The sequence below is a fragment of the Vibrio zhanjiangensis genome, assembly GCF_030161235.1.
Taxonomy (GTDB): Bacteria; Pseudomonadota; Gammaproteobacteria; order Enterobacterales; family Vibrionaceae; genus Vibrio; species Vibrio zhanjiangensis.
Genome location: NZ_BSPW01000081.1, coordinates 1 through 12,508, shown reverse-complemented (window position 1 = coordinate 12,508; position 12,508 = coordinate 1). Strand labels below are relative to the sequence as shown.

10 protein-coding genes are annotated in these 12,508 nt (G+C 42.9%); 8 read left to right on the top strand and 2 right to left on the bottom strand.

The window, feature by feature from the left end:
• Positions 1–125 precede the first annotated feature (125 nt).
• The 4 genes from deoD to QQK21_RS17775 all read left to right on the top strand — a co-directional run bounded on the left by deoD (position 126) and on the right by QQK21_RS17775 (position 4,248).
• The gene (deoD, locus tag QQK21_RS17790) at positions 126–836 is read left to right on the top strand and encodes a purine-nucleoside phosphorylase (protein WP_284193521.1); all 711 of its coding nucleotides are present in this window, start codon (positions 126–128) and stop codon (positions 834–836) included.
• 63 nt (positions 837–899) lie between these two features.
• The gene (locus QQK21_RS17785; protein ID WP_284193520.1) at positions 900–2,369 is read left to right on the top strand and encodes a lactate dehydrogenase; all 1,470 of its coding nucleotides are present in this window, start codon (positions 900–902) and stop codon (positions 2,367–2,369) included.
• Between the two features lie 365 nt (positions 2,370–2,734).
• Positions 2,735–3,118, top strand: coding sequence for a DUF3302 domain-containing protein (locus QQK21_RS17780; RefSeq protein WP_284193519.1), 384 nt, complete (start codon positions 2,735–2,737; stop codon positions 3,116–3,118).
• Complete coding sequence (locus QQK21_RS17775; RefSeq protein WP_284193518.1) at positions 3,118–4,248, top strand: HlyD family secretion protein; 1,131 nt, start codon at positions 3,118–3,120, stop codon at positions 4,246–4,248. The genes QQK21_RS17780 and QQK21_RS17775 overlap by 1 nt, the downstream gene beginning before the upstream one ends.
• Positions 4,249–4,317: 69 nt before the next feature.
• Here QQK21_RS17775 and gltS read toward each other — a convergent pair whose 3' ends face one another.
• Positions 4,318–5,544 carry a sodium/glutamate symporter gene (gltS, locus tag QQK21_RS17770; protein ID WP_284193517.1) on the bottom strand — a complete coding sequence of 409 codons (1,227 nt, stop codon included), beginning with the start codon at positions 5,542–5,544 and terminating at the stop codon, positions 4,318–4,320.
• A gap of 627 nt (positions 5,545–6,171) precedes the next feature.
• Here gltS and QQK21_RS17765 point away from each other — a divergent pair.
• Both QQK21_RS17765 and QQK21_RS17760 read left to right on the top strand, forming a co-directional pair.
• Entirely contained in the window at positions 6,172–7,101 is a 930-nt protein-coding gene (locus tag QQK21_RS17765) for a polyprenyl-phosphate transporter (protein ID WP_284193516.1), read from the top strand.
• Positions 7,102–7,379: 278 nt separating this feature from the next.
• Positions 7,380–8,354: a TAXI family TRAP transporter solute-binding subunit gene (locus tag QQK21_RS17760; RefSeq protein WP_431313139.1), complete on the top strand. Its 975-nt coding sequence runs from the start codon at positions 7,380–7,382 to the stop codon at positions 8,352–8,354.
• A gap of 128 nt (positions 8,355–8,482) precedes the next feature.
• Here the strand turns inward: QQK21_RS17760 and QQK21_RS17755 are convergent, their stop codons facing one another.
• Complete coding sequence (locus QQK21_RS17755; protein ID WP_284193514.1) at positions 8,483–9,445, bottom strand: arginine deiminase-related protein; 963 nt, start codon at positions 9,443–9,445, stop codon at positions 8,483–8,485.
• 300 nt (positions 9,446–9,745) lie between these two features.
• On the opposite strand from QQK21_RS17755, the gene QQK21_RS17750 reads away from it, so the two are divergent.
• On the top strand, positions 9,746–11,599 hold the full coding sequence (locus QQK21_RS17750; RefSeq protein ID WP_284193513.1) for an ABC transporter ATP-binding protein: 1,854 nt from the start codon (positions 9,746–9,748) through the stop codon (positions 11,597–11,599).
• 179 nt (positions 11,600–11,778) lie between these two features.
• Positions 11,779–12,267, top strand: coding sequence for a hypothetical protein (locus QQK21_RS17745; protein ID WP_284193512.1), 489 nt, complete (start codon positions 11,779–11,781; stop codon positions 12,265–12,267).
• The last annotated feature ends 241 nt before the right edge of the window (positions 12,268–12,508 follow it).

Below are 12,508 nucleotides of genomic sequence, written 5' to 3'. Positions count from 1 at the left end.
TGTAAGGATACGACAGAGTCGAATGGTATTTATCCCGTCAAGATCCCTCAGTAATGACAGATTTTTCCCAGTCAACACGATTAGTGATCATACGTTAGAACGACCCATTATTTGGAGTAATAACAATGCCAACACCACACATTAACGCCCAAGCCGGTGACTTCGCAGAAACGGTTTTAATGCCAGGCGATCCATTGCGAGCAAAATTCATAGCAGAAAATTTTCTTGACGATGCCAAACAAGTTTGTGATGTACGCAACATGTTTGGTTATACAGGCTCTTACAAAGGACACCGTATTTCAGTGATGGGGCACGGAATGGGTATCCCATCATGCAGTATCTATGTACATGAGCTTATTGCCGAGTATGGTGTGAAAAACATTATCCGCATTGGCAGTTGTGGGGCAGTAAGAGATGATGTCAAGCTAATGGATATTGTGATTGGCATGGGCGCATCAACTGACTCCAGAGTAAACCGTATTCGTTTTAACGATCATGATTTTGCTGCAATTGCTGACTTTGATTTATTGGAGGAAGCCGTTAGTCAAGCACGATCACAAAATGTGTCAGTCAAAGTTGGTAACGTTTTCTCCGCTGATCTCTTTTATACTCCAGAGTCCGATATTTTTGAAAAAATGGACAAACTCGGAATCTTAGGTGTCGACATGGAAGCCGCTGGTATTTATGGCGTGGCCGCAGAACAAGGCGCAAGAGCATTAGCCATCCTGACTGTATCTGACCACATTATACGTGGCGAGAAGCTGAGTTCGGAAGAGCGTCAAGAATCTTTCAAAGACATGATGATGGTCGCTCTAGAAACCGCCATCAATATCTAACTTACCTTATTTTGCTACCAAGCAGGCTGCTTCGGTAGCCCTGAAAATCCCGAGGGGGAGATAGTGAAATCTGGCAAACTGCCGAAGGAAGCGGAAGGGTTACAACTCAACTTTTGTAAAACATTGGCGTGTAACAATTTTGGATCAAGTGATGCGCACAGATACGTGTTGCAGCATGCAAACCCCAAACGACCTACGATGGTTTGTCGGGAATGTGGAGCTTTCCCCCCCTTACTTAATAATCAAGAAGTCTTAAACGAACTGCAACGTTTAAGACAACTTCATTGTGAAGGGCTACCTGCCTGTAGAAATAGCGACTGCAGCAATTTTGGCCTTTCGGTACACACTCACAAACATCTATATCACGCATTTGGATACAGTGGCGACCGCCAACGCTACCGCTGCAAGCTTTGCCAATCAACCTTCGTCGATAAATGGTCAGGCACCAATCATAAACTCAATTTTCAAGAAAACTTACTCGGGCTTCTTTTTACTGGGTACTCTGTCCGCGAAATATGTCGAAAGTTAGAGATCAACCCCAAGACCTTCTACGATCATTTAGACCATATCGCCAGTCGATGTCGACGTAAACTCGCCATGTTTGATGCTCGCTGGGTCAATCATGCCTCTCAATATGAGTTATCATCTTATTACCTGCCGCTACAACCTAAAAGTAATAATGGCGTCCTTTGGTTTGCTACCGGGGATGCCCAAACGGGCTACATTCTCTGCCAGCATGTCAATTACTCTGGAGATGAAGAACCCCTGAGCGATGGAGATCATGATCCCTATAATGACTCGTGTCGACTTGTGTGCAGAGGATACGCTATCGAGCAAGATACCCCAATTTCATCAACCTCCTTGGTGTTGAAAGAACGAATTGACCTAAAGTATCAAGCTATCCTTGCACGAAATAATGTTGAGGACCCCATGGGCAACCTAAGCCATTTCCATTACCCGACCAAAGGTGCTCTTATCCGACCTCCGTATACGTCATACGCTCATTTTCTGCATGTTCTCTCGTTGTGTAATGACAATCGTAGAGTCATTCTTTATCTACCTCAGGACCCTGTGCTGCGCTCAGCAGCGTTAAGTGTCGCTCTCCAAAGAATCCAACATAAAACAATCGATTTATTGTATGTCGACGAAGACGACAATTGGAACGGTACTAACAGTATCGACAAAATCGATATCCTGCATATGGGATGGTGGCGAGATCGATGGGCAATGACAAGTAACAAAGAGGCGTCGAAAGGTATTTGTTATCTCGCAGGAAATAATAGTGACCCCAAAGAGTGGCTAAACAGAGCGAGTATTCGCCAAATCGCGTTCTATCAGCATAGATTTCAAACTCTATTTGAAGATTTCATTAATGAGCCAAGACGCAAACTCCGACCAGGAGGTTTACTGCCTCTATTGGATATATTTAGAGCATGGCATAATTTATGTTACCAAGGAAGAAACGGCCGCACTGCAGCGCAAAACCTAGGCATCACTCAATCTCCATTGACTCTAAAAGAACTGCTTTCCTAATGGCGACTAAATCGAAGCAGCATCATTCATCGCTGGATTGACGATAGCTACTTAGTGTTGACAAAAGGCGCAAACTAAAAATATATCAAAAGCACACATTGGGTATCCATGACCATTCGATAAGCCAAATAAATAGAACAAACCGCAGAAAATCACAAAAATACGCTTGTTAAGTTGATGCAAAGCGTATTTACTTTTGCTTCTAGAGAATCTCGATAAGCCTTGATTATTCAGAATATGTAGACGTCTCTCAATTTTCAACGAAGGAAAAGGACGCTATCGATAACATATTCACTATTCTTACTAATATATCCGCCTAAATTGCAGTTAATAATGACTACAAACATAATAACGGGAGCACAGTTATGTTTTTAGATTACTTCGCACTGGGTCTGCTGATCTTCGTTGCGCTAGTTATATTCTACGGCATCATAGTCATTCACGATATTCCCTACGAAATCGCCAAGGAAAGAGAACACCCACATCAAGACGCCATACATTACGCTGGTTGGGTTAGCCTATTTACCCTACATGCAATTTGGCCATTTCTGTGGATATGGGCAACATTATGGCGTAAAGAACGAGGTTGGGGATTCCAAAAACTCGCAGAAGAGCAACACGATATTCACCACAGGATGGAGCAACTCAGCGACCAGTTAAATCGCCTTCAACAACAAGTTGATGCAATCCACTCTCCAACCCAAGAATCATCCACTACTCACGCTGCCAGTAATGAGGAGCAACAATAATGGATTTACTCCTTATCCTAACGTATGCCGCTTTATGTATTGCCGTTTTTAAAATCTTCAATATCCCTCTCAATAAATGGACGGTACCTACTGCGGTACTCGGTGGAGTCACTCTTGTCGGCACCTTAATTTTACTCATGAACTACAACCACCCTTTCACACAGATTGGAAACCAAGTATTTTCGACTACTCCAATCGTATCTGGGGTGAGAGGACGAGTTATTGATGTCCCTGTTGAAGCAAACAAACCGCTGAAAAAAGGGGATGTACTCTTTGTTATTGACCCTACGCCTTTCGAAGCTCAAGTGGATAAGTTAAAAGCCAGAATTAAAGAAGCCAGTCAAAGTGCACTCAGCCTTCAGGCGGATGTTCTTGAAGCTCAAGCCGCTTTAACCCAATCGATTGCCGATCGAGATAAGGCGCAGCGAGAATTTTCACGTTATCAACGTGGCTATGATAAAGGCGCATTTACAGAACAAGATCTCGACACACGACGCCAATCTTATAAAGCATCTGAAGCTGCTGTTAAGGTCTCTGAAGCAAGGGTAAGCCAAGCTAAAATCGCACTTAATTCAGAAATTGGTGGGGAGAATACCAAAGTTGCCCAATCACTGGCAGAGCTGCGCCAAGCCGAATTCGATTTAGAGCAAACTATCGTCAGAGCTCCAACAGATGGCTTCGCAACCCAACTGGCTCTTAGGCCGGGTGTCATGGCTGTCCCTTTACCTCTCGCTCCCGTGATGACTTTTGTTCACACCGAAAATACTCTGTATGCCGCTGCATTTAGACAAAACTCTCTTCAACGCTTACAACCAGGCTTTGAAGCGGAATTTCTCTTTAGAGCAATTCCTGGTAAAGTTTTTAAAGGGAAAGTCATTGATGTATTACCCGCTATCGGTGAAAGCCAATTTCAGGCTCGAGGCTCTTTATTGGGGACTGAAGCACTGCGCACCAATGGGCGTGTATTTGTCACACTGGAAATCACCGATGATTTATCCAGCTACCACCTTCCTATGGGAACAGCAGTGGAAGTTGCCGTGTACTCAAACGAGTTCACTCATGTTTCAATCATGCGTAAAGTATTGATCAGAATGAAGAGCTGGCAAAACTATCTGTATCTTGATCACTAGTCAAAAAAAGTCCACTGGTTGAATACAACATGCCCCTACCGAAAGGGGCATGTTTTGCTTTATGCTTGGTTATCCAATAAACGAAATATAGCCCTGCAAAATAACCAAGTTAACAATGTCAATGAAAAATGCACCAACAATGGGTACCACCATAAACGCTTGAGGAGAAGGGCCGTATTTATTGACCAAGGAGCCCATATTCATTACAGCCGTTGGCGTTGCACCTAAACCAAAACCACAATGCCCGCCAGACATAACCGCAGCATCATAGTTAGATCCCATAACCTTAAAAGTAACAAAGTATGCAAATACACCTAACACCACGGATTGGACCGTCAGTATGATGAGAAATGGGATGGCTAAATCAAATATATTCCATAGTTTCAGGCTCATTAATGCCATTGCGAGAAACAGCGAAAGTGATACTGTACCCAAGATATCAACGGTTTCAACGTCTAACCTTTTCACTTTAGTCACTTCCAGAACATTGGTAATGAAGACACCTATAAACAAAGCGTAAACGAAATCCGGAATCATAAGCCAACTGATATCCATACTCGACACCCATTGCTCCAAGTATTTCGCACCGGTAACACAAATGAGCAACACAAACAAAATCTCGATTACTTTTTTCGCAGTAACCTTGTCTTCTTCATATTCGTTGTAGGTTACAAGTTCTGGAAATTTTTCATGGGTATTCACACCACAGCCGTAGTCTGATTCAAAGCCATTCTTGCTGATCAATTTTTGCGCTACTGGACTGCCAATAATCCCACCAATAATGAGCCCAAAAGTCGCCGATGCCATGGCAACTTCCAGCGTATTACTCAGCCCATAGTTTTCGGTAAACGTTTGAGACCAAGCGGCGCCAGTCCCATGGCCTCCTGATAGCGTAATAGAACCTGCGATTAGACCCATCAGAGGATCGAGACCAAGCGCTGTCGCCAGTGACACGCCCACCGCATTTTGGATAATGATGTAAAACGAAGCAACTGCCAGAAAAATAAAGACTTTAGCGCCACCTTTTAATAGCTGCACATAATTTGCTGCAAGCCCTACCGTACTAAAAAACATCAGCATGAAGGTATTTTGCAGTGGCAATGAGAATGCTAAGTCGATTCCATTGAGGTGCATCATTGTGATAACAAACGCCACAATCAATCCACCTACGATAGGCTCTGGTATATTAAATTTTTTGAGGATAGGGAGCTTCGTATTGACGAAATGTCCCAGAAATAAGACACAAATAGCGATTAAAAAAGACTCTAGTGGTCCAACTGAAATTATCTGATTCATACAACCTCTTCGTTGTCTGTCACCCCTCTTCCCTACCAAGGTAACGGCATTATGTTTAAACTCATTGGGCAACTAACACACTAGCTCAATTATCGTAGTTGAATCATTCAACTCAAAACTCTCTTAGTAACATGCATTTAAATACACCGAAATGAGTAAACAGTATGACGACTGATACTAAGTATCAAAAATAAAGTCCACATTATGAGTTTAACTGAGGAGACTTGTCGAGCAATGACTAGGAATTTGTCTCTTTTTTGGATGTAAACGCAAATTAGGATAGAGGAAAAAAAAAGCCAACCGCAATAATCGCGATTGGCATCTATATTTTGTGAACAATTCTATTCACTAACAACGTCAGTTGGCTAGGTGACCCTCGGCTTAATAAGGGTCGAACATTATTATGCATTTTGCGTGCCAAATTTAAAAGCCCCAAAAATGTTATATTGGTTCAATTTTACATCTAATTACGCCTTTATAATCGCATAATGCAAATTGCAAATTGCAATCACATGCAAAATAATATAAAACAAGTCTCCTATTGATTGGCACTTAGATCATAATGGGGTACTGTTTGATGCCCAATATCGCTATAATCCATCCATCCCAATTCACTGACTCAAAAGAATGAAATATCTATCGACTTTCCTCAAAGGATTAGCCATGGGTGCAGCGGATGTTGTCCCTGGAGTATCAGGCGGTACCATTGCTTTTATAACAGGAATATACGACTCGCTTTTGGAAAGTATTAGACGTATCAACCCAAAACTTATCACTATCATCAAGCGTGATGGAGTCAGCGCTGCCTTTGAGTATATCAACGGACTTTTCTTACTTTCACTGTTCGCTGGTATTCTGACAAGCATTGCAACTCTGGCTAAGCTCATTTCATGGTTGCTAGAAACGCACCCAATCCCTATATGGTCATTCTTTTTCGGCCTCATTCTGATTTCTGTATTTCATATGCTCAAACAGATAGAAAAGAAGAGCCTGAGCCGATTAATACTGCTTCTTCTCGGAGTAGGCTTTGCCTACAGCATTACCATACTCCAACCCCTACAACTGGACCCTATTGGCATCAATATCCTCTTCGCTGGTGCCATTGCTATCTGCGCTATGATATTGCCGGGAATATCCGGAAGTTTCATCCTTCTTCTTATTGGGATGTACGCCCCCATTTTAGGGGCAGTGAAGTCTGTGGATATTACCGTGTTACTGCTATTTTTAAGTGGATGTGTCATAGGACTGCTGAGCTTTTCTCACCTACTCACATGGTTACTCAAGCATTTCCGAGACCTTACCCTGATATTTCTTACGGGCTTGATGGTCGGTACTTTACCTAAAATATGGCCGTGGAAAGAAACTCTTAGTTGGAGAACTAACTCTAGTGGTGAGCAAGTACCGCTGCTTGAACGTAATCTTTCTCCGTTTGATTTTGAAGCCATTACATCGCAACCAGCACAACTAGTGACAGCAGTGCTACTTATGTTGAGCGCGATAGCTATAGTGCTGATTCTCGAACGATTTTCGGCTCCTTCAAAGACAGAGAATCAATAGACTAATATTCACTAACAAGAAGCCGCTAACTGGCGACTTCTTGTTTCATCAATTATGAATTCGCAAACGGGTAAACGTCTTTTTCCTAATCTCCCCCAATCGGTTGTTAGAATTTGAAAACCATCACCTTGTTTTCAGTGAAAACTCACGCTTACTACAGCTCTACAAGTGAGACGTTTCAAACAATCGGACAAATTGTTGAACATTGATGATTATGATGCATATAGTTTAATCACCAAGTGCTTTAAACTTGTACACTATGCTGGAAAGGAATGATTATGGCATCACTGAAAAGCATCTCCACCTTAATTGTTACAACCGTACTTTTCGTAAACCCCATTCATTCCTTGGCAAAAGATAAATACGTCACTATTGGTACTGGTGGAGTCACTGGCGTCTACTACCCCACTGGTGGTGCCATTTGCCGACTCGTTAACAAAACAAAAGCAAGTCATGGGATTCGATGCTCTGTCGTTTCTACCGGAGGGTCTATTTACAACATCAACACCATAAGAGCGGGGGAGCTGGAGCTTGGTGTTGTTCAATCGGACTGGCATTACCATGGTTATCACGGTACCAACAAGTTTACCAACGTTGGTCCGTTCAAAGAACTTCGCTCAGTCTTCTCAATACACCCCGAGGCTTTTACGCTTATAGCACGAAAAGATACTGGGATTCAGCGCTTTGAGGACATAAAAGGAAAACGCATCAACATAGGTAACCCTGGTTCAGGTCAGCGAGGAACCATGGATGTATTGATGGAGCAGTATGGGTGGAGCACAAGCGACTTTAAACTGGCCTCTGAACTCAAAGCCTCCGAACAGTCTAAAGCACTATGTGATGGGAAATTCGATGCCATGATTTATGTCGTTGGTCATCCTAGTGCAGCAATCCAAGAAGCGACCACTGCATGCGATAGCACCATTATCGAAGTATCGGGCCCAAATATCGATAAGTTGGTTGCCGACTCCAGCTATTATCGGTATGCCACAGTGCAAGGTGGTACGTATAAAGGGAACCCTAATGATGTAAAAACGTTTGGCGTTGGAGCTACTTTTGTCTCCTCGACATCAGTACCTGAGGACGTCATTTATAATATCGTAAAGTCTGTATTTGATAACTTTAACGGTTTCAAAAAGCTGCATCCGGCATTTGCTCACCTCAAAAAAGAAGAGATGGTCAAAAGTGGGCTAACCGCTCCACTCCATTCGGGCGCACTGAAATACTACAAAGAAGTGGGACTGATCAAATAAGGCTTTATTATTACTGCAGATATGCGAAGACGCGCCAGAGCGACTGCTGATGTATCAAGTCTCGCTTAAAAAGAGAGGCAGAAAGATTCTCCCTCTCTCATATCACAGCGCCGAGTTGCCACTAGGGACTAACTTTTGGGTAGGAAGATTTCACCTAGCATACAACGCACACTCCCTCCACCTATTGATTCTATTGTTTGCACATTAAACGGCATCAGCCTAGCATGACTCGATAACTGAGCTTTTTGGGCAGGAGAAAAAGCCTCATAAGCCGATTGTGACATGGCAATCACTTTGTCGCCTTTATCTGTTTGTAACTCTAGAATGTTGCCGCAAAACTGGTTCATCTGTTCAAGGCTAATTGATATCACTTGCTTATCTTTCGCCAGTGATTTGATCACAAAGCGACGCTCAAACTCAGGAATCACCTCATCACAAATGACACAGAAATGCTCACCAATTGCCATCATAACATTGGTGTGATAAATCGGCTTTCCTGAGGGTAGCGCCGTTTGGAAAGACACCACTCGCCCATAACCGATGCGTTCAGCGTAATCTTCTAACACCTCTCGATCACAACGCTGAGAAAGCGCCGCGTAAATGGTTTTGTTACGATGATCAATCACCATCACACCAGTGCTCTCCAAATGGGCATCTTGTTCAAGATAATCCACCAGCGAGTCTTGCGATGTAACTTTGCGCCCTGCTCTCTCAAGCGCCGCACGCAAAGCATCCGGTCTCACTTCTTGCTGGCGATTTTTACATGCCATTGGAAAGGTAAATAAAGCGCCCTCAGTCGTAGTACTGAACCAATTATTTGGGAATACGGCATCGGGTGTTTCAATTTGCCCCAACGGATAATCAAATTCAATCACTTGCACACCAGCATCACTAAGCTGATCGGCCATCACGCGAAACTCTTGCATGGCCAGTGCACGCACTTGCTCCGTGGTTTGATTGACTTGATGTTGGAACTCGTTATCAAGTGCCGTCTCCGAATTAAAAGCAAACTCTTTTGGGGGTACCATCACCACACAATTGGCATTTTGCACTGTAGAAACGGATTGTTGTTCTGGTTGTTGTTTTAACATTGCAATAGACTCATTATTTATCACTCATTTTGGAGAATTGTAGACATAATGTTAAAATAACAATCACTGAAATCACTCCACTTTATGTTAAAGAACGATAAATATTACTAAAAATTTCACTAAAGCCCGTAAATTTTGCTGGAAAGTCATAATTCAAAGATTTTTGGCTGGATATTATGCACTCATTCCAATAACAAAAAGTAAATGAATGGTTACATTTGAAATATTAACAAGATACCATTGACACAATACGCTATTGGTCTCAATGGCTTGTCAACGTCGTAGATTTGAAGGCTAGTTATGTTTAAGAAATTTGAGGGATTTACGAAACCCTTCCCTAATGAAGAACCAACGCAGCCACCTTATGGGGTTTGGGCATTTTGTCGCTATTATACTCGAGGTTTTGAGCGTCCGCTTATTATTATGTCTTTGATGGCAATGATTATCGCTATCGCAGAAGTTTCTCTTTTTGGCGCGATGGGCAGTTTGGTTGACTGGTTAACAAGCAGCAGCCCAGAGACGTTTTGGCAGGACAATAAAACTGAGCTACTACTGTATGGCGGTCTCATACTCATCGTTATGCCCATTTTGGTGACCGCTTATTCTCTCATCATTCACCAAACTTTGCTTGGCAACTATCCCATGTCGATTCGTTGGCTCTCCCACCGATATCTTCTCAAGCAAAGTCTTAATTTCTATCAAGATGATTTTGCTGGACGCGTGGCAACTAAGGTGATGCAAACATCTCTAGCCGTGCGTGAAACAGTGATGAAGACCATGAATGTATTCGTTTATGTCTCGGTTTACTTCACCGCTATCGTTGTCTTGTTAGCTCAAGCTGATTGGCGCTTGATGATCCCAATGTTGGTCTGGCTGGCGTGTTATATCGGTATCCAAATCCATTTTGTGCCCAAACTCAAAGGTGTAGCATCAGAGCAAGCCGATGCTCGTTCAACCATGACAGGCCGTATTGTTGATAGCTACACCAACATCGCAACCGTTAAACTGTTCTCCCACAGCAAACGTGAAACCGCATACGCAGAAAAAGGCATGCAAGGCTTCCTTGATACTGTGTATCGTCAAATGAGATTGGTGACAGGATTTGATGTCGCGGTAGAAATTTCCAACTATTTATTGGTCTTTGCGGTGGCATCGCTATCGATTGTACTTTGGATGGACAGCTCAATCAGCATTGGAGCCATCGCGATTGCGATTGCGCTGGCACTGCGTATTAACGGCATGTCGATGTGGATCATGTGGGAAGTCGGTGCTTTATTTGAAAATATGGGCACCGTCGTTGATGGGATGAAAACACTCTCAAAGCCCATTGATATCAAAGATAAAAAGCAAGCTAAGCCGCTAGAGGTCAACCAAGGTTCTATTGAATTCGATAACGTTAGTTTTCATTATGGAGATGAAAACAAAGGCGTGATCAGCGATCTCAACCTCAAGATAAAACCAGGCGAAAAAGTTGGGCTGGTTGGCCGCTCAGGTGCCGGTAAGTCGACCTTAGTAAACTTGCTACTGCGTTTTCACGACGTAGAGAGTGGCAGTATTAAAATCGATGAACAAATCATCTCTGATGTGACACAGGATTCACTGCGCAGCAACATAGGCATGGTGACTCAAGATACTTCACTACTACACCGCTCTATTCGAGACAATATCCTCTATGGCAACCCAGATGCGACAGAGAAAGACCTGCTAAGAGCCACGAAACAAGCTCACGCCCATGAGTTTATTAAAACTTTGACCGACCCGTTTGGCAACGATGGCTACGATGCTCAGGTTGGTGAGCGCGGAGTTAAGCTGTCAGGCGGACAAAGGCAGCGCATTGCGATTTCCCGAGTACTACTCAAAGACGCGCCAATCCTTATTCTCGATGAAGCCACATCAGCGCTCGATTCAGAGGTCGAAGCAGCGATTCAAGAAAGCTTAAATGAATTGATGCAAGGCAAAACCGTTATCGCGATCGCGCATAGGTTATCCACCATTGCGGCCATGGATCGCCTGATCGTGCTCGACCAAGGGCAAGTCGTCGAACAAGGCACACACACTGAGCTAATCCAAAACCAAGGCATTTACGCCCAGCTATGGGCGCATCAAACCGGCGGTTTTATTGGTGAAGAGGCCGCAGACGTAAAAATCGCATAATCATGGGTTTTAAATCCTATTAACCAAGTAACATAATGGCGACAAACTGCACAACCGTTGTCGCCATTGATGTTCAATTCTGTGTATCTGAATATGCAGTATGGTAAGACGTTTTGCTGGTGTGTGTGATTTTCACTAGACACATCCGGTGAAGAACGTAAATTTTGGGAGTGTATATAATGCGCTTTAAACCTCTGCTAATAGGACTGGCTCTTTGTAGCCTGTCAGTCCAAGCCGAAAATCTTGACGTGTGGGCTAGCCAGCTTAAACATGAAATGGAATCCAACTACTCTCTTCTCAATCAGCGTGTATCTGAATGCAAGTCAATAAGGAAAGATTTTGATTATTCAAAAGCACTTGATACTGAGTGGTATATCAAATTAAATCAGTCTGAAAAACGAACCGTCATCCAATATGGTTTTGCTTATGCGTCACAGCAGTGTTCTTTAAAAGAACGTCAAGCTTATACCAACTCTTTGATGAATTACGTTGCCTACTCTGGTGATAAAAAACCATTGAATGAATGGCTAAGTATTTTGGAGGGGGATAAAGATTTACAACAGAAAGTTAACCAGATTGGTATCGAAGATACCCAAACGTTTATCGCCTCCTATTTATCGACTCCATTTGATGCGCTTCGATTGCTAAAAGTACAAGGACTATTTTAGGACACGCCCAATCTTATTGATAGGTCGATAGAAATTGGACAATTTCAAGTTAGTACTTTTTCTAATTTAGCAATATACGAATAGCTTTAGGTATCGGAAAATCACTTAGCGAGATGTCCAGTTTTAGTAGAGCAGATCGATAAAGATGCATCATGCTTGTTCAACGATCGGATTAAACTGTAGTGGTTTAATGATCCCGGACACCAAATTAGGTGGTAAAGTTTCCACCGTAAAATGAGGT

Bases quoted from the DNA above. Each gene is read 5' to 3' on its own strand.
- QQK21_RS17755 (WP_284193514.1), bottom strand. From the start codon at position 9,445: ATGTTAAAACAACAACCAGAACAACAATCCGTTTCTACAGTGCAAAAT.
- QQK21_RS17765 (WP_284193516.1), top strand. From the start codon at position 6,172: ATGAAATATCTATCGACTTTCCTCAAAGGATTAGCCATGGGTGCAGCG.
- QQK21_RS17775 (WP_284193518.1), top strand. From the start codon at position 3,118: ATGGATTTACTCCTTATCCTAACGTATGCCGCTTTATGTATTGCCGTT.
- deoD (WP_284193521.1), top strand. From the start codon at position 126: ATGCCAACACCACACATTAACGCCCAAGCCGGTGACTTCGCAGAAACG.
- gltS (WP_284193517.1), bottom strand. From the start codon at position 5,544: ATGAATCAGATAATTTCAGTTGGACCACTAGAGTCTTTTTTAATCGCT.
- QQK21_RS17760 (WP_431313139.1), top strand. From the start codon at position 7,380: ATGGCATCACTGAAAAGCATCTCCACCTTAATTGTTACAACCGTACTT.
- QQK21_RS17780 (WP_284193519.1), top strand. From the start codon at position 2,735: ATGTTTTTAGATTACTTCGCACTGGGTCTGCTGATCTTCGTTGCGCTA.
- QQK21_RS17745 (WP_284193512.1), top strand. From the start codon at position 11,779: ATGCGCTTTAAACCTCTGCTAATAGGACTGGCTCTTTGTAGCCTGTCA.
- QQK21_RS17750 (WP_284193513.1), top strand. From the start codon at position 9,746: ATGTTTAAGAAATTTGAGGGATTTACGAAACCCTTCCCTAATGAAGAA.